This window comes from Mesorhizobium sp. B2-4-12 (assembly GCF_006441575.1).
Lineage (GTDB): Bacteria > Pseudomonadota > Alphaproteobacteria > Rhizobiales > Rhizobiaceae > Mesorhizobium.
The window spans coordinates 1-21,962 of the sequence record NZ_VFVC01000014.1 but is presented as its reverse complement, the minus strand read 5'-3'; the positions used below and the strand labels follow the sequence as shown (position 1 = coordinate 21,962).

Annotated in this window: 24 protein-coding genes and 1 tRNA gene; 15 read left to right on the top strand and 10 right to left on the bottom strand. The window is 63.0% G+C overall.

Annotated features, from left to right (window positions below):
• Window positions 1-5 precede the first annotated feature (5 nt).
• Both kdpA and kdpF read right to left on the bottom strand, forming a co-directional pair.
• Window positions 6-1,709, bottom strand: a complete 1,704-nt coding sequence (gene kdpA / locus FJ934_RS11005; protein ID WP_140609608.1) for a potassium-transporting ATPase subunit KdpA — start codon at window positions 1,707-1,709, stop codon at window positions 6-8.
• A 20-nt stretch (window positions 1,710-1,729) separates the two neighbouring features.
• Window positions 1,730-1,819 (bottom strand): K(+)-transporting ATPase subunit F, encoded by a 90-nt coding sequence (kdpF, locus tag FJ934_RS11000; RefSeq protein ID WP_140609606.1) that lies wholly within the window; start codon window positions 1,817-1,819, stop codon window positions 1,730-1,732.
• Window positions 1,820-2,417: 598 nt separating this feature from the next.
• Here kdpF and FJ934_RS28350 point away from each other — a divergent pair.
• On the top strand, window positions 2,418-2,561 hold the full coding sequence (locus FJ934_RS28350; RefSeq protein WP_246671485.1) for a hypothetical protein: 144 nt from the start codon (window positions 2,418-2,420) through the stop codon (window positions 2,559-2,561).
• Between the two features lie 153 nt (window positions 2,562-2,714).
• Window positions 2,715-2,912 (top strand): hypothetical protein, encoded by a 198-nt coding sequence (locus tag FJ934_RS10990; RefSeq protein WP_140609604.1) that lies wholly within the window; start codon window positions 2,715-2,717, stop codon window positions 2,910-2,912.
• Window positions 2,913-3,592: 680 nt separating this feature from the next.
• On the opposite strand, the gene FJ934_RS10985 is transcribed toward FJ934_RS10990, so the two are convergent.
• Together FJ934_RS10985 and FJ934_RS10980 are read right to left on the bottom strand one after the other, a co-directional pair.
• On the bottom strand, window positions 3,593-3,883 hold the full coding sequence (locus FJ934_RS10985; protein ID WP_140609602.1) for a hypothetical protein: 291 nt from the start codon (window positions 3,881-3,883) through the stop codon (window positions 3,593-3,595).
• A gap of 865 nt (window positions 3,884-4,748) precedes the next feature.
• A tRNA-Ser gene (locus tag FJ934_RS10980) sits at window positions 4,749-4,838 on the bottom strand.
• 317 nt (window positions 4,839-5,155) lie between these two features.
• Between FJ934_RS10980 and FJ934_RS27965 the strand changes: the two genes are divergently transcribed.
• The 4 genes from FJ934_RS27965 to FJ934_RS10965 all read left to right on the top strand — a co-directional run bounded on the left by FJ934_RS27965 (window position 5,156) and on the right by FJ934_RS10965 (window position 7,542).
• Window positions 5,156-5,299 (top strand): hypothetical protein, encoded by a 144-nt coding sequence (locus tag FJ934_RS27965; protein WP_181165586.1) that lies wholly within the window; start codon window positions 5,156-5,158, stop codon window positions 5,297-5,299.
• Between the two features lie 145 nt (window positions 5,300-5,444).
• Window positions 5,445-5,768 carry a hypothetical protein gene (locus FJ934_RS10975; protein WP_140609600.1) on the top strand — a complete coding sequence of 108 codons (324 nt, stop codon included), beginning with the start codon at window positions 5,445-5,447 and terminating at the stop codon, window positions 5,766-5,768.
• A gap of 205 nt (window positions 5,769-5,973) precedes the next feature.
• Window positions 5,974-6,963, top strand: a complete 990-nt coding sequence (locus tag FJ934_RS10970; protein ID WP_140609598.1) for a BMP family ABC transporter substrate-binding protein — start codon at window positions 5,974-5,976, stop codon at window positions 6,961-6,963.
• Between the two features lie 117 nt (window positions 6,964-7,080).
• Window positions 7,081-7,542, top strand: coding sequence for a GNAT family N-acetyltransferase (locus FJ934_RS10965; RefSeq protein WP_140609596.1), 462 nt, complete (start codon window positions 7,081-7,083; stop codon window positions 7,540-7,542).
• On the opposite strand, the gene FJ934_RS10960 is transcribed toward FJ934_RS10965, so the two are convergent.
• Together FJ934_RS10960 and FJ934_RS10955 are read right to left on the bottom strand one after the other, a co-directional pair.
• Window positions 7,537-7,923 carry a hypothetical protein gene (locus tag FJ934_RS10960; protein ID WP_140609594.1) on the bottom strand — a complete coding sequence of 129 codons (387 nt, stop codon included), beginning with the start codon at window positions 7,921-7,923 and terminating at the stop codon, window positions 7,537-7,539. The two genes, FJ934_RS10965 and FJ934_RS10960, sit on opposite strands and share 6 nt — an antisense overlap.
• A 14-nt stretch (window positions 7,924-7,937) precedes the next feature.
• A complete protein-coding gene (locus FJ934_RS10955; RefSeq protein ID WP_140609592.1) occupies window positions 7,938-8,147 on the bottom strand; it encodes a SlyX family protein in 210 nt (69 codons plus the stop codon).
• Between the two features lie 212 nt (window positions 8,148-8,359).
• Between FJ934_RS10955 and FJ934_RS10950 the strand changes: the two genes are divergently transcribed.
• From FJ934_RS10950 to deoA, 6 genes are read left to right on the top strand one after another with little or no spacing between them, the layout of a single operon-like run.
• Window positions 8,360-9,889: an ABC transporter ATP-binding protein gene (locus FJ934_RS10950; RefSeq protein ID WP_140609590.1), complete on the top strand. Its 1,530-nt coding sequence runs from the start codon at window positions 8,360-8,362 to the stop codon at window positions 9,887-9,889.
• Window positions 9,886-11,025, top strand: coding sequence for an ABC transporter permease (locus FJ934_RS10945; RefSeq protein WP_140609588.1), 1,140 nt, complete (start codon window positions 9,886-9,888; stop codon window positions 11,023-11,025). Before FJ934_RS10950 ends, FJ934_RS10945 begins: the two co-directional genes overlap by 4 nt.
• Before the next feature lies 1 nt (window position 11,026).
• A complete protein-coding gene (locus FJ934_RS10940) occupies window positions 11,027-11,998 on the top strand; it encodes an ABC transporter permease (protein ID WP_140609586.1) in 972 nt (323 codons plus the stop codon).
• Between the two features lie 58 nt (window positions 11,999-12,056).
• Complete coding sequence (gene cdd, locus FJ934_RS10935; RefSeq protein WP_140609584.1) at window positions 12,057-12,449, top strand: cytidine deaminase; 393 nt, start codon at window positions 12,057-12,059, stop codon at window positions 12,447-12,449.
• Between the two features lie 47 nt (window positions 12,450-12,496).
• The gene (locus FJ934_RS10930; protein WP_140609582.1) at window positions 12,497-13,306 is read left to right on the top strand and encodes a purine-nucleoside phosphorylase; all 810 of its coding nucleotides are present in this window, start codon (window positions 12,497-12,499) and stop codon (window positions 13,304-13,306) included.
• Entirely contained in the window at window positions 13,306-14,625 is a 1,320-nt protein-coding gene (gene deoA / locus FJ934_RS10925) for a thymidine phosphorylase (protein WP_140609580.1), read from the top strand. The genes FJ934_RS10930 and deoA overlap by 1 nt, the downstream gene beginning before the upstream one ends.
• Here the strand turns inward: deoA and FJ934_RS10920 are convergent, their stop codons facing one another.
• From FJ934_RS10920 to FJ934_RS10910, 3 genes are all read right to left on the bottom strand, one after another.
• On the bottom strand, window positions 14,626-15,189 hold the full coding sequence (locus tag FJ934_RS10920) for a TIGR02281 family clan AA aspartic protease (RefSeq protein WP_140609578.1): 564 nt from the start codon (window positions 15,187-15,189) through the stop codon (window positions 14,626-14,628).
• Between the two features lie 215 nt (window positions 15,190-15,404).
• Window positions 15,405-16,034 carry a uracil phosphoribosyltransferase gene (gene upp / locus FJ934_RS10915; protein WP_095199484.1) on the bottom strand — a complete coding sequence of 210 codons (630 nt, stop codon included), beginning with the start codon at window positions 16,032-16,034 and terminating at the stop codon, window positions 15,405-15,407.
• Window positions 16,035-16,197: 163 nt separating this feature from the next.
• Window positions 16,198-17,172, bottom strand: a complete 975-nt coding sequence (locus FJ934_RS10910) for an adenosine deaminase (RefSeq protein WP_140609576.1) — start codon at window positions 17,170-17,172, stop codon at window positions 16,198-16,200.
• 133 nt (window positions 17,173-17,305) lie between these two features.
• On the opposite strand from FJ934_RS10910, the gene ubiE reads away from it, so the two are divergent.
• The 3 genes from ubiE (at window position 17,306) to coaBC (ending at window position 21,287) form a co-directional block, all read left to right on the top strand.
• Window positions 17,306-18,082 carry a bifunctional demethylmenaquinone methyltransferase/2-methoxy-6-polyprenyl-1,4-benzoquinol methylase UbiE gene (gene ubiE, locus FJ934_RS10905; RefSeq protein ID WP_140609574.1) on the top strand — a complete coding sequence of 259 codons (777 nt, stop codon included), beginning with the start codon at window positions 17,306-17,308 and terminating at the stop codon, window positions 18,080-18,082.
• 70 nt (window positions 18,083-18,152) lie between these two features.
• On the top strand, window positions 18,153-19,727 hold the full coding sequence (gene ubiB, locus FJ934_RS10900; protein WP_140609572.1) for a 2-polyprenylphenol 6-hydroxylase: 1,575 nt from the start codon (window positions 18,153-18,155) through the stop codon (window positions 19,725-19,727).
• An 87-nt stretch (window positions 19,728-19,814) separates the two neighbouring features.
• Window positions 19,815-21,287, top strand: a complete 1,473-nt coding sequence (coaBC, locus tag FJ934_RS10895) for a bifunctional phosphopantothenoylcysteine decarboxylase/phosphopantothenate--cysteine ligase CoaBC (RefSeq protein ID WP_210241954.1) — start codon at window positions 19,815-19,817, stop codon at window positions 21,285-21,287.
• A 90-nt stretch (window positions 21,288-21,377) separates the two neighbouring features.
• Here the strand turns inward: coaBC and FJ934_RS10890 are convergent.
• The coding region (locus FJ934_RS10890) for an invasion associated locus B family protein (protein ID WP_246671484.1) at window positions 21,378-21,962 on the bottom strand (585 nt) is incomplete at its 5' end.

Genomic DNA, 21,962 nt, shown 5'->3' with positions numbered 1-21,962 from the left:
CCGCCTCAGAAGGTCTGCCCGTGGATCATCGCCAGATGCTCGACGATCGGGCCGACGGCGAGCGCCGGGAAGAAGGTCAGCCCGCCGACGATGACGATGACGCCGACCAGCAGCCCGACGAACAGCGGACTGTCGGTCGGGAAGGTGCCGGCCGAGGCCGGCACGGTTTTCTTCGCCGCCAGCGAACCCGCGATGGCGAGCGCCGGGATGATGACCAAGAAACGGCCCATCAGCATGCCGATGCCGAGCGTGACGTTGTACCAGGGCGTGTTGCCGCTGAGGCCGGCGAAGGCCGAGCCGTTGTTGGCGGCCGCCGACGTGTAGGCGTAGAGCATTTCGGAGAAACCATGCGGGCCGCCATTGGCGATGGACGCGACGGCACTCGGCAGGACCACCGCGGCGGCGGTGAAGACGAGCATCGCCAGCGGCAGGCACAGGATCGCCAGCATCGCCATCTTGACCTCCTTGGCCTCGATCTTCTTGCCGAGATATTCGGGCGTGCGTCCCACCATCAGCCCGGCGACGAAAACCGCGATCAGGATGAACATCAGGATGCCGTAGAAACCGGCACCGACGCCGCCGACGATGACTTCGCCGAGTTGCATGTTGATGATCGGGACCATGCCGCCGAGCGCGGTGAAACTGTCGTGCATGGCATTGACCGCGCCGCAGGATGCGGCCGTGGTGATGACCGCGAACAACGCCGACAGCGCGATGCCGAAGCGGGTTTCCTTGCCTTCCATATTGCCGCCGTCAATGCCCAGCGCGTGCATCAGCGGATTGCCCGCGGCTTCCGCCCAGTAACAGACGGCGACGCCGGCGATGAACAGAACGCCCATCGACGCCAGGATCGCCCAGCCCTGGCGCTGGTTGCCGACCATGCGACCGAAGACGTTGGTGAGAGCAGCGCCGAGCGCGAACATCGTCACCATCTGGATCAGGTTGGAAATCGCGTCGGGATTTTCGAACGGATGCGCCGCATTGGCGTTGAAGAAACCGCCACCATTGGTGCCAAGCATCTTGATGGCCACCTGCGAAGCGACCGGCCCAAGCGCGATCGTCTGCTTGGCGCCCTCCAGCGTGGTGGCGTCGACATATGGCCCAAGCGTCTGCGGCACGCCGAGCCAGACATAGACCAGCGTCAGCACGATGCAGACCGGCAAGAGCACGTAAAGCGTGCAGCGGGTCAGGTCGATCCAGAAGTTGCCGATCGATCTGCCGGAGGCGCGGGCGAAGCCTCGGATCAGCGCGATCGCGATCGCGACGCCGGTTGCCGCCGAAACGAAATTCTGGACCGTCAGGCCGGCCATCTGCACGAGATACGACATCGTGCTTTCGCCGCCGTAGTTCTGCCAGTTGGTGTTGGTGACGAAGCTGGCGGCCGTGTTGAACGCAAGCGCCGGGCCCACCGCGCTCATGCCTGCGGGGTTGTAGGGCAGGCTGCCTTGCAGGCGCTGCAGGAGATAGAGCACCAGGAAGCCGGCAAGATTGAAGAGCAGCAGGGCCACCGCATAGGCGGCCCAGTGTTGTTCTTCTCGCTCGCTGGTTCCGCAAATGTGGTAGAGCCCGCGCTCCAGCGGGCCGAAGATGGGTGAAAGCGGCGTGCGCTCACCGTTGAAGACGCGGTGCATATAGAAGCCAAGCGGCTTCACAAGCAAAACGATGATCCCGCAAAAGACCAGGATCTGTATCCAACCGTTCAGTGTCATGGCTGTGGCTTTCCGTGCCTTCAGAAGCGTTCTGGACGAACGAGCGCGTAGGTCAGGTAGGCGAGCAGGAACACCGTCACGCCGCCACCCAGGATGTAATCGAAAAGCATGGTCCGGTCCTTCAGCTCAAATTCCATCGCAGGCTTTGACGTAGGCAAAGGACAGGGCAAAAAACAAAATCCCCATCCCCAGAAAAACGACGTCCATTGTGCTTGTTCCTTGCTTCCACTTTTCTACTTCGCCCTAGCCTGGCCAGCTCGGCACCCACGTCGAAACAGTGCGCCGCACTTCAAGTGGCGGCCACGTCCGACGTTTTTCTCAAGGGGAATATGGGCCCGATCGCCATAAAGGTTCGAGACGGCGCGAGGCGGAAAGAAATAGAAATTTCATAAAGGTTTTGCCGCCTCGTCGCCGTCAGCGAGCCGGCGTTTCGATTTGGATCTGGTGGATTGCGGCGCGCAACCACGCCTTGGGGCAAGCACTGGGTGTTCGGGCGATGGCGGGCATTAACATTCGTTAGAGTGCGCTATTCGCTGGCAAACACCACCGCTGATGGAACAACCACCCGGCCCGCGAATTGTCGGTCGAATCTCATAAACCCGTCAGCCTGAGGTCCAGCCGCACCATGCCAAGACATTATCTCGATCTCTACAGTGGCGACGGGCTGACGATGGACGATGACGGCCGGTCTTCGAAACCCGCGAGCGCATGCGGCGCGAAGCGATCCGCACCCTGCCCGACATCGTCCGCGACGAGATGATCGAGAATGATCATACGGCCATCACTGTCAAGGTACGCGACGAGGACGCCTATCTTCGAGGCATCGCTTGTCGTCTCTTCCAGGTGGTGTGACTGACAGCTTCCAGCCCGAGCACCGATGACAAACGTTTCCCAATTATCATTTGTAATCGTCGCACCCCCCGCAACGCTGCACCATAAGGCTTGAGGATGATGGAGGCGGCGATTGTTCCGAAAACGGTGCCTCCCAGGACGGAGTAGCGGCACATGGTTCGTGCAAAAGTCGACACCCAGCGTGACGAGCGCGCCAAGCGTGAATCGCAAATCTTGATCGATGCAGAGCGGGCAGCCCGCGAGGAAAAGACAGCCAGGCTGAGAGCGCTGCGCCTTGCCGCGCGAGCGGCGAACGGACCTGAAGCGGCGAGCCCCAGGCCGGCACCCCGACACGCGCATCCGAAAGGGTGACGGCAAGACGCGTGCCCGACTTATGGAAGGGCTATGTTGCGGTTGCTATGAGCGATCCGCCGATTGTGTTCTGAAATTCGCCATCATCCAGGGCTGCGCCGCATTCCCGGCTGTCTCATTCTCGGCTGTCTGGCGCTTCGCCAACAGGCGAAGCTTTGCCGCACTGTTTCCCAGCGAGACGCCGGGCTTCTCGACAACAAGGTCGGCAAATATCAAGGCTGGCATCCTCGCTACTTCAAAGCCACGCGACTGACGCTGACAGGATTTGGATCGGTGACAGTACGACCTCGAACATCCCCAAGTACACCACGCTAACGCAGTTCAAGGCGTACCTGAAGACGTACTTCGATACGCTCTACGCGCCGGCGTGCCGAAGTTCCTCGAACAACGTCCAACAACACTAGTTCCTCGCAGATGGCTGCTATTACCGTCGATGCGATAAACATCACCAAGAGGTACGGCAGCGGCGGTTCGGCCGTGTGGGCATGATGGACCAACGGCACTTAGGCGCGATCACCAAATGCCTTGGCTGGGGAAAAAAGCGAACGGCACCATGAACTGGGTGCGGATGATCGGCAGGGCGTGTTGCGGTCGCGACTCTAATGAGGCGCGAGCCCGGCTCATTCATCTGGACTGACACTCTGGATGATCGAACCGGGCCTTCCCGCAAACGTCAAACGTTAGCCACCCATCTTCTTTGCCATCGCGCAGAACTCTGCGTGCGACTTGTTAACAGCGGCATCGCCGCAGTCTTTCAGCACCGCCTTACGCTCATCGGGTTTCATGGCCGTCCACGCGGTCTTGAAATCCTTTTCGGATTTCATTGACTTCATGCCGGCATCGGTGAAGAACGGCGACATCTTGGCCGGGTCATCGAGTGCTGACGTGCCGCCGCTCGTAGAAGCAGCTATTGCAGTACTACCCATCATTGCGAGCGCAATTGCGCCCATACTGAGCACTTTGATGTTCATTTGAATATCCTCCGTGGGTCATTCACCAAAGTTGTGACCGTAACGGAAGAACGTGTACTGACTCGGGTCGGTTCCCGCGCGCTGCAAAACAAACTTGCGATTCGAGCTGAGCGCGTCCGGGTTGATCAGATGCCCGCCCTCTTTCTTCTGGTGACACATCAGCCGGCTACCCCCGCTGCTCGGTAATCATGCACTCGGCCCTTTTGCCCAACCTGAAAGGGCGTCTTTTGCCACGAGGAAGAATTCGCTAGGCGCCCGGGCCGGGGTGTGTAGGGTAGGCGGGACGCCCCAAGCTCCCACCACATTCTTGCCCGGGACCTGCTTTCCAAACAAGCAGAGAACACCCCGCGGTTTGACCGAGGAGCGGCTTTCGCCCCCCGGGTTCAATCCATGACGCGCACCGCGAAGCGCTTCCCAAGCACGCGACCGACCAAATTAAGTTGATTTAATTACATAAATTGTAACAAACAGCACGCCTATCATGGCGGCCCGTGAACATAATGCCAGCCAAAGGGCTATACCGCTGTCTCTGTGGCGACGGGCTTTTTGAGAGGCGATGCTGGAAGCCCAAGCTCTAAGACCGCTGATCCAAAGACCTAATGCGATCACGCACCCAATTGAAAAGACCGCAGCCTTGATCATTGGTGCTTTTTAGGTGCCAAGAGTTAACTTTGGATTCGAGGCAAGGCAGTGAGGCTGTGCGAGGAGACCCGTGGCAGGAGCTTGAGTGATACGAGGACAGGCGAAAGGTTGGCTGACGGGCCCGGCGATTGCTCCAGATTGGTCTAAGTAGTTGGTCAAAGCTATAATGACCAATTCCACTAACCATTTGATTTTGCCGGCGTAAATGCCACAATCGTGAGAATGGCGGAGAGAGCGGGATTCGAACCCGCGTTACGGTTTCCCGTAAACACACTTTCCAGGCGTGCGCCTTCAACCACTCGGCCACCTCTCCGTCCTTTGCCTTCGCGCCGGCCGGTTCGCCGTGCGGGTTGGGGAGATGCATCTCCTTGGGGCTGCGGCGGAGCTTCCGCGCCATGGATGCCGTCCAACCAACGGGCATCCTTCCCCGGCACCTGAGCCGTCAAAGCAACAGGCGCGGGGCTCATCTAGTCGATCCCGCGCCGAATGCCAAGCCATAACGGCACTCTATTCGCTTTGCCGACCACACAGCGTTTCGCAAAGCCGCCGTCGTACCCGAATTTGAGACGACGGCACCCGAATGATGTGCACAGGCAAGGGGCGGCTTCTTCGCCGGTTCGGTGATCGCCGATGTCGCCGATAAGCTGCTTCGAGGGCGGTTGCGGCTATTTCGCCGCCTTCATCGGCATGGCCGGGCTGGTGGTCGGCGCCATCGCCGGCGGCATTCTCGCCGTCTGGCTCCCTCACCGGCATAGGCGTCGGCCGGCCGCATAGGGCCGGTGGCGTAGGAAGAGGAAGCCCGAGCCTTCAAATTCGCGTATCGCGGTTGCGGGCAAGCCATCCCCATTCTATTTCTCGTTTCGGGACACGTGCCGAAGGTTCCTGGGAAGCGTCCAGGATCGGCCGGGGGAGAGCCTTGATGTTTCGTTTCATCTTTCGTCTTGCTGCCATGGTCGCGCTGTCGGTTTCCGTCATCATGGCGGTGCTCGACACCACCCGCACGGTGGCGGCTTCGGCCCTTGTGCTCACCCCGCTCAACGCCAGCTGGCTGGCCGTCTCGCCGGACACAAGGGCGGCCTTCGAAACCTTCGTCCGCGCCAAGGCCAGTCCGCTGCTGTGGGATGGCGCCATTGCCTGGGTGCTCAACCAGCCGGGATTTGCCGTGTTCGCGGTGCTGGCCTTCCTGCTCTACGCCATCGGCTACAAGCGGCAGCGGCGTGCAGGTCAGTTCGCCGCCAACTGATCCGCAAGGACCAAACTGCCGGCACGGCTTGCCCTTGGCACGCTTTTCCAAAGGGTCAAAATTCCGCGTGAATTTTGTTTCGGGCCGTGCCAGATTGCCGCCGAGCGGGAGGGCAGTACACTCCTGGCTGACGTCGCATGCCTGCCGCAGAACCGGACAGGCGGGCGGGGCGTAACGGAAAAATAACCGACAGGGTGTGGATCACATGAAACGTATCGTTCTCGGCCTTCTGGCCGCAACCGCAATGGTTCTTCCGGCTTTTGCCGCGGATGTCCAGCCGGCCATCCTCTATGATCTGGGCGGCAAGTTCGACAAATCGTTCAACGAAGCGGCCTATCACGGCGCCGAGAAGTTCAAGACCGAGACCGGCACGCCCTATGTCGAATTCGAGGTGTCCAATGCCTCGCAGCGCGAGCAGGCGCTGCGCCGCTTCGCCGAGGACGGCCACAACCCGATCGTCATGGCCGGCTTCGCCTGGGAGGATGCGCTGAAGAAGGTCGCGGCCGAATATCCCGATCTCAACTTCGCCATCATCGACGATGCCGTCGACCTGCCCAATGTCCGCTCGCTGGTGTTCAAGGAGAACGAAGGCTCCTACCTCGTCGGCATCATGGCGGCGATGGCCTCGAAATCGAAGAAGGTCTCCTTCGTCGGCGGCATGGACATCCCGCTGATCCGCAAATTCGAATGCGGCTATGTCGGTGGCGCCAAGGCGGCCGGTGCGACGGAAGTGATCCAGAATATGACCGGCGACACGCCGGCCGCCTGGAACGATCCGGCCAAGGGCGGCGAAATCGCCAAGACGCAGATCGACCAGGGCTCCGACGTGGTCTACGCCGCGGCCGGCGGCACCGGCGTCGGCGTGCTGCAGGCGGCGGCTGATGCCGGCAAGCTCGGCATCGGCGTTGATTCCAACCAGAACGGCCTGCAGCCCGGCAAGGTGCTGACTTCGATGATGAAGCGCGTCGACGTCGCAGTCTACACCGCCTTCATGGACGGCAAGAACGGCACTTTCAAGGGCGGCGTCGAAAACCTCGGCCTCAAGGAAGGCGGCGTCGACTACGCCATGGACGACAACAACAAGGCGCTGGTGACCGACGCGATGAAGGCTGCCGTCGAAAAGGCCAAGGCCGACATTATCGCCGGCAAGATCCAGGTGCACGACTACACGGCCGACAACGCCTGCCCCTATTGATCGGCAGCGCTCTTCAGCCATGATTTTGCAGACCGCCGGGTGAAAGCCCGGCGGTTTGTTCTTGCTGGATGGGGCGACGCTTCAATCCGTCCGGAGGGAATGACATTCGAGAGAGCGATGCAGCTGACAATCGAACCCATGCAGGACCACGACATCGAGACCGTGGCGCGGCTGCGCCTCGCGGCCTTTTTCGAAGGCACGGGAAGGACGCTTGAAGACGATGCGGCAGGACTTCGAAAATTGCTTGCAGGCGACGGGTTCGAGGCGGCCCTGGTCGTCCGGATTGACGGTGTGCCGGTCGGCACCTGCCTGTTGGTGCGCGACGAATTGGAACCGGCGCACGATCTGACGCCTTGGCTGGCGGGCCTTGTCGTCGACGCCCCGTATCGAGGCAAAGGGATTGGCACGGCGCTGGTCAATGCGATCGAAGCGCATGCGGCCTCCGTCGGTGTCGAGACGCTTTATCTCTACACCTGGGAAGCGCGCGACTTCTACGCGGCTCTTGGCTGGACTTGGGTGGAGACATTCGAGCAGGATGGCGAGACGATGCTGCTGATGTCGCGTGGACTTGGCCTATAACCTTCCCATCAGATAGCCGAATACGAACACAGCAATCAGCGCAGCGGCAATGATCATCCCGCACCGGGCGCCAAGAGAATGCACACCGAACCCATGTGGCTTCCTGGCAAGACCATGGATCACCGGCTTGACGTCGTCCAGGCCGGCGGCGCGCATCTGCGGCAGTTCGGCGATGCGCTGCGAGATCAGCCGCCACCGATCGTCGCCGCCCGACGGCACGGCACGGTCGAAGATGTGCATGCGCTCGGCAAGCCGTATCACCGCATCGCGGAAGGCTGGGTCGATCTCCAGGTCCCGCTCGGCCCGTTGGCGCTCCGCGTCTTTCATCAGGCCGAGCACATAGTCCCCAGCCCTTGCCCTGCGGTCGCCCTCCCCGGCCATGGCTCCCCTCCACCCTACCAGTGCGGCGGTTTGGTCACCGGCACGTCTGACCCCGCCTGCTCCTCGAGCGCCAGGAAACGCTCGGTCAGCGCGTCGAGCTTGCGCTGCATGCGCTCGATCACCGTCCACTGCTCGGCGATCTGGCCCGACAGCTCCTCGATGGTCTTTTCCTGCTCGGCGGCTCGGATTTCGAGCGTCGTCAGCCGGTCGGCGGGCGTGGTCATGCGAAGTCCCCAGTTTGTACCGCGATGCTTGCGCCGCGGTTTCAATTCGGCTTCGCCATACTAGCGAATGTGAGAGCTTCGGACACGTTCGAAATTGACAAGGGCGCGCGGATTTGTCGAGAGTGGACGCTGCTTCGGCCAATTGGCATGGGCGGAGCGTCATGCTAGGCATTTTGACCAAGCGATAAAAAAATAAGAGTGGGACAGGCTGCATGGCGCAAGCCGCAATCGAACTGATCGGCATCAACAAGAGTTTTGGCGCCGTGCGTGCCAACCGCGACATCAATCTGGAGATCGCGCGCGGCACCATCCACGGCATCGTCGGCGAAAATGGCGCCGGCAAGTCGACGCTGATGTCGATCCTCTACGGTTTCTACCAGGCCGACGGCGGCGAAATCCGCGTCGGCGGCAAGCCGGCGTCGATCAAGACGCCCAACGACGCGATCGCGCTCGGTATCGGCATGGTGCACCAGCATTTCATGCTGGTCGACAATTTCTCGGTGCTGGAGAACATTATTCTCGGCGCCGAAAACGATGCGCTCTTGAAGAGCAGCATCGCCAAGGCGCGTTCCGAGCTGGAGCGGCTGGAACGCGAATACGGGCTGGAAGTCGATCCCGACGCGATCATCGAGGAACTGCCGGTTGGCCTGCAGCAGCGTGTCGAAATTCTGAAAGCGCTCTATCGCGGCGCCGAGATCCTGATCCTCGACGAGCCAACGGGCGCGCTGACGCCTGCCGAGGCCGACCATCTGTTCCGCATCCTCAAGCAGTTGAAGGAACAGGGCAAGACGGTGGTTCTGATCACCCACAAGCTGCGCGAGATCATGGCCATCACCGACACCGTGTCGGTCATGCGCCAGGGCACGATGGTAGCGACCCGGGAGACGAAGAAAACCACCGTCGAGGAACTGGCCGAACTGATGGTCGGGCGCCGTGTGCTTCTGCGGGTCGAAAAGGGCGAAGCCGCCGCCGGTGCCGTCAAGCTCGCGGTCAAGAACCTGACGGTCAGGGATTCCCGTGGCGTCACCATGGTCGACGATATCTCCTTCGATGTGCGCGCCGGCGAGATCGTCGGCATCGCCGGCGTCGCCGGCAACGGCCAATCCGAGCTGCTCGAGGCGATTTCCGGCATCAGGCATGCCGTTTCAGGCTCGGTCATGCTCGACGGCAAGCCCATCGACCTGACGGGCAAGGCCGATCCCGGCGAATTGCGCGACCGCGGCCTCGCGCATGTGCCGGAGGACCGCCATCATGTCGGGCTGGTGCTGGCCTTCGAGGAGAACGAGAACTCCATTCTCGGCTATCACGACGACCCCCGCTATCTCAAAGGGCCATTCCTCAATGTCGATGCCATCATGGCCGATGCGAAGGACAAGATCGAGAAATACGACATCCGTCCCGGCAATCCGCGCCTGAAGACCGCCAATTTTTCGGGCGGCAACCAGCAGAAGATCGTGCTGGCGCGGGAGATGGAACAGGATCCCGGCGTGCTGATCGTCGGCCAGCCGACGCGCGGCGTCGATGTCGGCGCCATCGAATTCATCCACAAGCGCCTGATCGCCATGCGCGACCAGGGCAAGGCCGTGCTGGTGGTGTCGGTCGAGCTCGACGAAATCCGCTCGCTCTCCGACCGCATCCTGGTGATGTTTGCCGGCCGCATCGTCGGCGAACGCGGCCCCGAAGCGACCGAAGGCGAGCTCGGCCTGCTGATGGCCGGAGTCGAGCAGGAGGCCGCCGCATGAGCACGCCTTACGCCAAATTGCCGGCCTGGGCCGACTATGGGCTGATTCCGCTGATCAATCTGGCCGTGGCTTTCATCGTCGCCGGCTTCGTCGTCCTGCTGGTCGGCGAAAATCCGTTCCGCGCCGCCGTCATCCTGGTCCAGGGGGCCTTCGGCAAGGGAACAGGCATCGCCTTCACCCTCTTCTATGCCACCACCTTCATCTTCACCGGGCTCTCGGTGGCGGTGGCCGCGCATTGCGGCCTGTTCAACATCGGCACCGAGGGGCAGGCCTACATCGCCGGCCTTGGCATTGCCATCGTCTGCCTGTCCTTCGACAGCGTGTTGCCCTGGTGGCTGACATTTCCGCTGGCCATCGTCGCTTCCGCGCTTGTAGGCGCGTTGTGGGCGCTGATCCCGGCCTATCTGCAGGCCAAGCGTGGCTCGCACATCGTCATCACCACCATCATGTTCAATTTCATCGCCGCCTCGATCATGGTCTACCTCCTGGTGGGGCCGTTGAAGCCGGCCGGGTCGCAAGCCCCGCAGACCCGGAACTTCCTTGCCGGAGCCGAACTGCCCAAACTCAACTGGATCATCGAGCTGTTCGGCGCCAAGATCCGTTCGGCCCCGCTCAACGTCACCTTCCTGCTGGCGTTGGTCATGGCCTTCCTGGTCTGGCTGCTGATCTGGCGCACCAGGCTCGGCTATGAGATGCGCACCTATGGCCACAGCCCGAAGGCGGCGTGCTATGCCGGCATTTCGGAAACCCGCATCATCATCACGGCGATGATGATCTCGGGCGCGCTCGCCGGCATGATGGCACTCAATCCGGTGATGGGCGACCAGCACAATGTCGCGATCGACTTCGTCTCCGGCGCCGGCTTCGTCGGCATCGCCGTGGCGCTGATGGGGCGTCTGCACCCGGTCGGCATCGTGCTGGCGGCGATCCTGTTCGGCATGCTCTACCAGGGCGGCGCCGAACTCGCCTTCGAGATGCCGGCGATCAGCCGCGACATGATCGTCATCATCCAGGGGTTGGTCATCCTGTTCGCCGGCGCGCTCGAACATATGTTCAGGCCTTACATCCAGGCGCTGTTCGCCTCGTTCAGCCCACGGTCGGTCGGCATGGAAGCGGTCAAGGGAAAGGGCGCCTGAGATGGACGTGTTCAACGCGATCGTCCAGACATTGGACTCGACCATCCGCCTCTCGGTGCCGCTGCTGCTGGCATGCCTTGCCGGCCTTTATTCGGAACGCGCCGGCATCTTCGACATAGGGCTCGAAGGCAAGATGCTGGTTGGCGCATTCGCAGGGGCGGCCGCGGCGTCGGTCTTCCACTCGGCCTTGCTCGGCCTCGGCATGGCTATCCTGATCTCGGTCGCGTTTGCCATGGTGCACGGCTTCGCCTCGATCACCCATCGCGGCAACCAGATCGTTTCCGGCGTGGCGATCAATTTCATCGCCGCCGGATCGACCATCATCCTCGGCCAGGCCTGGTTCCAGCAGGGCGGACGCACGCCGGCGCTGCAGCCGGGCGAACGGTTCGAAGCGATCATCTGGCCCGGCGCCGATGCCGTCAGGGACGTGCCGATCATCGGCCCGATCTATGCGGAGTTGATCTCCGGTCATTCGCTGCTGGTCTACCTCGCCTTCCTTATGGTGCCCTTCACCTGGTGGGTGCTGTTTCGCACCCGCTTCGGCCTCAGGCTGCGCGCCGTCGGCGAAAATCCCGCCGCCGTCGATACCGCCGGCATTTCCGTCGCCTGGCTGCGCTACAGAGCGCTCATCTGCACCGGCATCCTCACCGGCGTCGCCGGCGCCTATCTGTCGATGGTGCAGAATGGCGGTTTCGTGAAGGACATGACCGCCGGCAAGGGCTACATCGCGCTGGCCGCGCTGATCTTCGCCAAGTGGAAGCCGGTCAACGCCATGTTCGCCTGCCTTCTTTTCGGCTTCCTCGACGCGCTGTCGATCCGCTTGCAGGGCTCGCCGCTGCCCATCATCGGCAAGGTGCCGGTGCAGTTCATGCAAGCCCTGCCCTATATCCTCACCGTCGTCCTGCTCGCCGGCTTCATCGGCAAGGCGATCCCGCCCCGCGCCGGCGGCGTGCCCTATGTCAAGGAGCGCTGAGCGAACGGAATCCACTGGCGGACGGCTTTTGAACGAGATCATGGGAGAGAACAACTGAATGTCGCATGATCTGTTCGAAGCGGCCAAGACCGCCATGGTCAAGGCCTATGCGCCCTATTCCAAGTTTCCCGTGGGCGCCGCCTTGCGTACCGAGGATGGACGCATCTTCACCGGCGCCAACGTCGAGGTCGCCTCCTATCCGGAGGGCTGGTGCGCCGAAACGACAGCGCTTGGCCACTACATTATGGGCGGCGGCGGCAAGATCGTCGAAATCGCCGTCCTTGCCGAACGCATAGCCAAATGCACGCCTTGCGGCGGCTGCCGTCAGCGGCTGGCCGAATTCTGCCGCCCTGAAACCAAGCTCTATCTCTGCGACGACACGGGTGTGGCCGAGACCGTGACCATGGGCGACATGTTCCCCTACGGCTTCCGCGGCGACATTTTGAAGTGAAGCGCTGGCTGAAATGAAGCATTGGCTGAAACCACGGGCTTGCTGAAATGACGGAAAAGGCGCTGGATCATCTCATCGAGAAGCTGGACGGGCTGGCGCCGTCGACCGCGCTGGTGCTGGGCTCGGGCCTCGGCGGCCTCGTCGACCGGATCGAGAACCCGATCCGCGTCTCCTATGCCGACCTGCCCGGCTTTCCCAAGAGCGGCGTCAGCGGCCATGCCGGCGAGGTTGTGGCGGGACTGTTTGCCGGTACGCCGGTGCTGATGCTGTCCGGCCGAGCCCACTACTACGAGCACGGCAACGCGGCTGCGATGCGGCCGGTGCTGGAAGTGCTTGCCGGCATCGGCATCACAAAACTGATCCTCACCAATGCCGCCGGCTCGGTCGATCCGGACATGCCGCCGGGCTCCGTCATGCTGATCACGGACCACATCAACTTCTCCGGCACCAACCCGCTGATCGGCGAGCCGAGCGACCGCCGCTTCGTCGGCCTGACCGAAGCCTATGACGCCGGCATCCGCAAGGCGATCGAGCGCGCGGCGAACGCGACCGGCACCGCGCTGCACAAGGGCGTCTATATGTGGTTTTCCGGGCCGTGTTTCGAAACGCCGGCCGAAATCCGCATGGCGCGCATCATGGGTGCCAACGCGGTGGGCATGTCAACCGTGCCGGAAGTCATTCTGGCCCGCTTCCTTGGGCTGCGGGTCGCCGCCTGCTCGGTCATCACCAACCTTGCCGCCGGCATGACCGGAGCCGAACTTTCGCACCAGGAGACCAAGGACATGGCGCCGGTTGGCGGGTCACGACTGGCAACGGTCCTTCAGCGCGTGTTCCGCGACAGGCTTCTGGAGAACTGATGCTTCCGCAGGAAATCATCCGCCACAAGCGAGACGGCCAGAGGCTCTCGGCTCGCGAAATCGCGGCCTTCATCGACGGCGTGACGTCAGGTGCCGTCACCGACGGCCAGGCCGCGGCTTTTGCCATGGCGGTGTTCTTCAACGGCATGAACCGGGACGAGGCCGTGGCATTGACACTGGCCATGCGCGATTCCGGCGATGTGCTCGACTGGTCGGACCTGCCCGGCCCGGTCACCGACAAGCATTCGACCGGAGGTGTCGGCGACAATGTCTCGCTGATGCTGGCGCCGATCGTCGCCGCCTGCGGCGCCTACGTCCCGATGATCTCGGGGCGTGGCCTTGGCCATACCGGCGGCACGCTGGACAAGATGGATGCGATCCCCGGCTATATCAGCCAGCCCGACATTGCATTGTTTCGCCAGGCGGTACTGGAAACGGGCTGTGCCATCATCGGCCAGACCGCCGACCTCGCGCCTGCCGACCGCCGACTCTACGCGATCCGCGACGTGACCGCCACTGTGGAATCGGTGCCGCTGATCACCGCCTCGATCCTCTCGAAGAAGCTCGCCGCCGGCCTGGGCTCTCTGGTGCTCGACGTCAAGGTCGGCAATGGCGCCTTCATGGAGAAGTCGCGTGATGCGACCGCGCTCGCCAACAGTCTGGTCGAGGTCGCCAGCGGCGCCGGGCTGAAAGTGTCCGCCCTGATCACCGGCATGAACGAGCCACTGGCCTCGGCTGCCGGCAACGCCGTCGAGGTGCGCAACGCCGTCGACTTCCTGACCGGCCGTCTTCGCGACCGGCGACTGGAGGACGTGACCCTGGCGCTGGCGGCCGAAATGCTGCAGTCGGCGGGACTGGTGTCGTCCAACCAGGATGGCATGCGGCGCGCCACCGAGACGCTCGCCAGCGGGCGCGCCGCCGCCACCTTCGCCCGCATGGTGACGGTGCTCGGCGGCCCCGCGGATTTCATCGAGAGGCCGGAAAAATATTTGCCGGAGGCGGCAACGGAATTCGCGGTCAAGGCGACGACGCAGGGTTTCGTCACAAGCATAGCCGCCCGCGATATCGGCCTTGCGGTGGTTGGTCTGGGCGGCGGGCGCACCCGGCCCGACGACAGGATCGATCCCACCGTCGGCATCACCAGGCTGCTGCCCATTGGCGCGGAAGTACAAGCCGGAGATGCGCTGGCGCTGATCCATGCCCGCTCCCCGTCCGATGCCGAGGCGGCAGCAGCGGCCGTGCTTTCGGCCTATGCGATCGGCGCTTCGAAACCGCCGGCGGACAAAACCGTCATCCGGCGGATCCTGCCTCGCGGTTAACTACTGGACGAGGAGCAGGGAGCCGTTTTCGACCTGGTACTTCTGGAGCCGCGTGAGGAAACTCATGCCTATGAGATTGGTTTGAAGCGCCTTGTCGTCGAGCACGACCGCTTGGACGTCTTCCACCTGGATGGCGCCGATCTGCAGCCGATCGACCGTGACCACGGCAGCCTTGATCGTGCCGTTGGCGGTGTTGACCTGGCGCGTGAAATCGGAAGGGCTCAGCGACAGGCCGATCCTGCGGGCCGTCGAGGTGTTGATGGCAACCAGCGTCGCACCGGTATCGATCATGCCGTCGACCTGACGACCGTTGAGCTTGAACTGCGAGGTGAAGTGTCCGCGCGCGTCCGCCTCGACCACGAACTTGCGGCCCAGCGGTTGCGCTGCAGCCGGCTTGTCCGGCATCGCCGCCAGCTTCAGGTCCGGCTGGGTCTCCGTGGCCGGCTTGGCGGTAATCGCCGATCTCAGCAATCCCTCGATAAGCTGGGGATTTGACTGATAGATCATCGGGATGGATGCGGCTATTCCGGCGGACGCACCAAGAATGAGAAGTGTTCGCAGCATGGGTCAACCTTTGAGGGCTGATCCTTAGTCCGGATATGGTGTTTGGCGCTTTAACGCTCTCCGAAACCGCATCCTTGCGTAAACAATCGGTAAACCTGGTTGCGGCTTTGAGCAATTCCAGGAAAAGGGCACAGCGGTTTTCCGTCCGGAATTGAGAAATCAAAGACAAAAGCGGGTCAACGATTCAATCGAACGCTGAACCGCTTCGACAGCTGCTATTTCGTCCCGTACATACGGTCGCCGGCGTCGCCGAGCCCAGGCATGATATAGCCCTTCTCATTGAGCTGGCGGTCGATGGAGGCGGTGAAGACCGGGACGTCCGGATGCGCCTTGGTGAAACGCTCGATGCCTTCGGGCGCCGCCAGCAGGCACAGGAAGCGGATGTTGGTGGCGCCGCGCCCCTTCAACTTGTCGATCGCCGCGATCGCCGAATTGGCGGTCGCCAGCATCGGATCGACGACGATCACCAGCCGGTCGGCGAGATCGCTCGGCGCCTTGAAGAAATACTCGACCGCTTCCAGCGTCTCGTGGTCGCGGTAGAGACCGATATGGGCGACGCGAGCCGCGGGCACCAGGTCGAGCAGGCCTTCCAGCAAGCCGTTGCCGGCGCGCAGCACCGAGGCAAAGACCAGCTTCTTGCCCTCCAGCGTCGGCGCTTCCATCTCCTCGATCGGGGTCTCGATGGTGGTGGTGGTCAGTTCAAGGTTGCGGGTGACCTCGTAGCCGAGCAGCAGCGATATCTCGCGCAGCAGCCGCCTGAAGCCGGCCGTCGAGGTCTCCTTCTTGCGCATGATGGTCAGCTTGTGCTGGACAAGCGGATGATCGACGACGGTGACGCCCTTCATGATGTGCTCCGACGTGGTGGTTCGCGGTGGGTGGTTGAATAGTGAGTAGTGAATAGTGAGCCGATTTGCGAGTCCCCGCCTGAGGAAAGCGCCGGCCTTCAACCGCTCGATGCGTGCACGGCCAAACTGCCCACTACTGAGTACTGACTACTCACTATCGCGATCACCGCACCTTCGCGTCCAACCGGCCCAGCAGCATCGCCTTGGTCTTCCTGTCGACGAAGGCCGCTTCGATAGCGGTTCTGGTGACCGCCGCCAGCGCCTTTTCGCTCATTGAAAAATGCTCGGCGGCGATATCGTATTCGCGCTTCAGCGAGGTCCAGAAATAGGGCGGGTCGTCGGAATTGAGCGTCACCTTGCAGCCGGCGGCCCGCAGGGCGGGAAACGGATGGTCGGCGAAACTGTCGAACACCTTGAGCGCGATGTTGGAACCGGGGCAGCATTCCAGCACGACGCCCTCATCGGCGATGCGCCGGACAAGCTCCGGGTTCTCGATGGCGCGCACGCCATGGCCGATGCGGGAGGGGCGGATGTGGTCGAGCGCGGCCTGTACGGTTTCCCAGCCTGTCAGTTCGCCGGCATGGACGGTTATGCCGAGCCCGGCTTCGCGAGCGATCTCGAAAGCCCTGACATAGTCTTCCATGTCGCCTATCCGCTCATCGCCGGCGACGCCGAAGCCGGTGACCAGCGGATGCCCGCAGCGCGCCGCGAAACGCGCTGCCTGTTCGATCGACTCGACGCCAACATGGCGCACGCCCGTGACGATCATGCGGCCCTCTATGCCGGTCTTGGCCTTGGCGCGCAGCATGCCTTCGCCGAGCGCGTCGGTATAGGCCTTGGGCGACAGCCCGGCTTTGATCGCATGGTCGGGCGAGGTGAAGACCTCGGAATAGATCGCCCCGTCGCGGGCGAGGCTGGTCAGATAGTGGTCGGCCAGCCGCGCATAGTCCTCCTCGGTCCGGAACAGATCGGAGGAGAAATCATAGGCGGCGAGAAAGGAGGTGAAATCGTGCCAGACGAAGGAACCGTTCTGGATATAGGGCGAGGTATCCTTGCCGTATTTCTGCGCCTGGCGGATGACGAGTTCGGGCGCCGCTGCCCCTTCAATGTGGCAGTGCAGTTCCGCTTTCAATGGCATTCAAACATCCCGTCGGTCAGTCCAGGTCTTGAAAACCGCCACCTGGAAGCGCGGCTGAACACCGCGCCTTAAACAATAGCGCCCGCACCATCGATCGGCTATGGTCCCGCCGGTTTTATGACGGATCAAAAAAATGTCTGGTGAGAGAACCACGGCCGCCGGCGGCATGGAAACCTCTTATGGTTTCAAGCGTGTAGGGGAAAGCGAGAAGCAGTCCCTGGTCAACGATGTTTTCCACAAGGTCGCCAACCGCTACGACCTGATGAACGATCTTATGTCGGGTGGCCTGCACCGGCTGTGGAAGGATGCCATGGTCACTTGGCTCAATCCGCCCAAGCGGGCGGGCTGGCGCGTGCTCGACGTTGCCGGCGGCACCGGCGACATTGCCTTCCGCATCGTCGATACCAGCCACGGCCACGCTCATGCCACCGTGCTCGACATCAACGGTTCGATGCTCGCCGTCGGCCGCGACCGGGCCGAGAAGAAAGGCCTGTCCGGCAACACCGATTTCGTCGAGGCCAATGCCGAGGAACTGCCCTTCGCGGATGCCACGTTCGACGCCTACACCATTGCTTTCGGCATCCGCAACGTGCCGCGCATCGATGTCGCCCTCGGCGAAGCGTTCCGCGTGCTGAAGCCTGGCGGCCGGTTCCTGTGCCTGGAATTTTCCGAGGTCGAGATGCCGCTGCTCGACAAGGCTTACGAAGCCTGGTCGTTCAACGCCATTCCCAGGATCGGCAAGATGGTCACCGGCGACGGCGAGCCCTATTCCTACCTGGTCGAATCGATCGCGAAATTCCCCAACCAGCCGAACTTCGCGGCAATGATTTCCCGCGCTGGCTTCGAGCGTGTTTCCTTCCGCAACTATTCCGGCGGCATAGCGGCCCTGCATTCGGGCTGGAAGCTTTGAGGCCGTCGCATATCTACCCCGCTCGATGCGCTCAGTGCCGGTTCAACGGATCGGCGGGGCGAGCGCAGCCATGAGCACGGTCAGCGCAGGATTTCGGCTCATGCGGGCCGGCTGGGTGCTGGTGCGCGAGGGCGTCGTCGCCGCCTTGCCCGGCGAGGAGTTGTCCGGCCTGCCGAAATTCGGCTGGCGGCTGGCGCGGCTGTTCACCCGTCGCCGCGCACTCGCCTATCAGCGCAGCGACCGGCTGGCCAAGGCCGTGGTCCGGCTCGGCCCGTCCTATGTGAAGCTTGGCCAGTTCCTGGCGACGCGGCCCGACGTCGTCGGCAATGACATGGCGCTCGATCTTGCCATGCTGCAAGACAAGATGCACACCTTCCCGAGGGCCGAGGCGATCGCGGCCATCGAAGCGTCGCTCGGGCGCAAGGTGGCCGATCTCTACGCGCAATTCGGCGACCCGGTCGCCGCCGCTTCCATCGCCCAGGTCCACGCCGCCGAAACCCTCCACGAAGGTGCTGCCAGCAAGGTGGCGGTGAAGGTGATCCGGCCGGGTGTGCGCCGCCGCTTTTTTCACGACTTGGAAAGCTATTTCCTCGCCGCCCGCCTGCAGGAAAGGTACATCCCCTCGTCACGCCGGCTGCGGCCGGTTCAGGTCACCGAGACGCTGGCGCAAACCACCAAGATCGAGATGGACCTGCGCCTCGAAGCCGCGGCACTCTCCGAACTTGGCGAAAACACCAGGGATGATCCCGGTTTTCGCGTACCCTATGTCGACTGGGAACGCACCGGCCGCGACGTGTTGACCATGGAATGGGTCGAAGGCGTCAAGATGAACAACATCGCCGGCCTCGAAGCCGCCGGCCACGACCTGAAGGCGATCGCCGCCAATCTCGTCCAGTCGTTCCTGCGCCATACGCTGCGCGACGGCTTCTTCCATGCCGACATGCATCCCGGCAATCTGTTCGTCGAAGCGAATGGCACCATCGTCGCCGTCGATCTCGGCATTGCCGGCAGGCTCGGCAAGAAGGAGCGCCGCTTCCTCGCCGAGATCCTCTACGGCTTCATCACGCGCGACTATCTGCGCGTCGCCGAGGTGCATTTCGAGGCCGGCTATGTGCCGCGCCAGCACAATGTCGCGGCCTTCGCGCAGGCGATCCGCGCCATCGGCGAGCCGATCCACGGCCAGCCGGCCGAGACCATTTCGATGGCCAAGCTTTTGACGCTGCTGTTCGAGGTGACCGAACTCTTCGACATGGCGACAAGACCGGAACTGATCCTGCTGCAGAAGACCATGGTGGTGGTCGAGGGCGTGGCGCGTACGCTCGATCCGGTCTTCAACATGTGGAAGACGGCCGAGCCGGTGGTCAGCGGCTGGATCGCCGGGAATCTCGGCCCGCGCGGCATGATGATCGATGCGCGTGATGGCGCCAAGGCGCTGCTGACGCTCGCCCGCCAGGCGCCGGAGCTTGCGGCGCGCACTGATCGGCTGTCGCGAGAGATCGATCTGATGGCCGAGCACGGGCTGCGCTTCGACGAAACCACCGCCCGCGCCATCGGCAAGGCCGAGGCCCGGTACAGCCGTTCGGGCCGCGTCGCGCTGTGGGTAATCGCGCTGACACTGGTCTATATTGCCTGGAAGCTGATTTAGCTCCGCCGCGTCAGCACTGTCCGTAGCTTGCTGCGATATGATTGCATTGCTATCATTGCTATCGGAAGATGAGCAGAGCGCAATCACATGGCAAGCATCACCATTCGCAACCTCGGCGATGAGGTCAAGGAACTGCTGCGCCGACTGGCGGCGGAAAACGACCGTTCCATGGAAGAGCAGGCACGAGTCATGATCCGGGCCGCGGTTGACGGGCAGGCCCTGCCGACCGGTCGCCTCGACCAGATTGAGAAAGCCCTGCACGACCTGGCCGCCTCACAGGGCTCGACGGCCCCGGCCATCGCAACGGCAGCCAGGATTTCTGCCCGCGGCAGTCTCTCCGGCAAGCGCATCCTGCTGATCATCGGCGGCGGCATTGCAGCCTACAAGGCGCTGGACCTGATCCGGCGGCTGCGCGAGCGCGGTGCCGCGGTGCGGGTGGTGATGACGTCAGCCGCGCGGGAGTTCGTCACCACGCTGTCGGTCGGCGCGCTTTCGGCAGATCATGTCTTCACCGAACTGTTCGACCGCAATGACGAGCATGATGTCGGCCACATCAGGCTGTCACGCGAGGCCGACCTGCTGGTGGTGGCGCCTGCGACCGCCGACCTGATGGCCAAGCTTGCCAATGGCCACGCCAACGACCTCGCATCCACCGTGCTGATCGCCACCGACAAACCGGTGCTGATGGCACCGGCCATGAACCCGAGGATGTGGGCGCATCCTGCGACGCGGCGCAACCGCGCCACGCTGGCCAAGGACGGCGTTGCCTTTGTCGGCCCTGCCAAAGGCGAGATGGCTGAGAGCAATGAGGCGGGCGAAGGCCGCATGGCCGAACCGCTGGAGATCGTCGCCGCGATCGAGGCGCTGCTCGATCTCAGTCCGAAACCTTTGGCTGGCAAGAAAATCATCGTCACTTCCGGCCCGACGCATGAGCCGATCGACCCGGTGCGCTACATCGCCAACCGTTCGTCCGGCAAGCAGGGCCACGCCATCGCGGCGGCACTGGCAAGATTGGGCGCCGATGTGCGACTGGTCTCCGGCCCGGTCGCCATTGCCGATCCGGCCGGCGTGAAGACCATTCACGTCGAGCGCGCGCAAGGGATGCGCGATGCTGTGGAACAGCTTTTGCCTGCCGACGCCGCGGTCTTCGTCGCTGCCGTTGCCGACTGGCGCTCCGAAAATTCCGCCGGCGAAAAGATCAAGAAGGTGGCGGGCGAAGGGCCACCGGTGCTTCGTATGGTGGAGAACCCCGACATCCTTGCCGGGGTCGGCCACCACAAGCAGCGACCCGGCCTGGTCGTGGGCTTCGCCGCCGAGACGCAGGACCTTTTGCGCAATGCCGAGGCCAAGCTGAAGAAGAAAGGCGCCGATTTTATCGTCGCCAACGACGTCTCGCACGAAAGCGGCATCGGCCCTTCAGGCGTCATGGGCGGCGATCGCAACCGGGTCCGGATCGTCTCGAAGACCGGCGTCGAAGAGTGGCCCGAAATGACCAAGGACGAGGTGGCGGCACGGCTCGCCACCCTGATCGCCGAGCGCCTCAAAACGATCGTCGTCTAACCAAGGCGCGCGACGCACGCACCGCCTGCCGCTCGACGGCGGCAAGGCGATGCCTCAGCTTCGCCGGTCCGGAGACCCTCTCCCCGTCAGTTAGCCAAAAAGCTCCGCCGTGCGGGCGAGCGCGCCCCCGAAGCCGTTGAGCGGAATGGAAAAGCTCACCTGCTGTCCCGTGTCGGCCGCGAAAGTGTCGATCTTGAGGGTCGTGCCCGACTTGAGCAGCGGCGTGACGTTGGCATCGAATGCCACCGGCACGAGGCAGCCGACCACCTGACAGGTGTTAAACGGCAGGCTGCCATCGAGTTTCTGGTTGTCGACGGTCAGGGTGACACCCTTGGCGAGCGCGAGGCCAAACGGCAGGGCAAGGGTTTCGCTCGCGTCGTCGCCGCTCTTGCTCGACAGCTCGATCGCCAGCAGACGCTGGTTGCTCTGCTTGTTGAACTGCTGATGCGACAGGCTGCATACCTTGGCAGTGCCCGATACCTGGCAATTGACCGTCCAGTCGCCATGGGTTTCAGACAAGGCCGACGCGCCGCCAGGCAGTTGCGGCGCACTGGCGGCGGCATTTGCAGCCGAAGTTGCCTTGTCGCCCTTCGTTTGCGCCGCCATGGCCGGCAGACCGGCGATGCAGGCCGCACCCAGCATCGCCACAAGATACGCGTAGTTTCTCATCAAGAC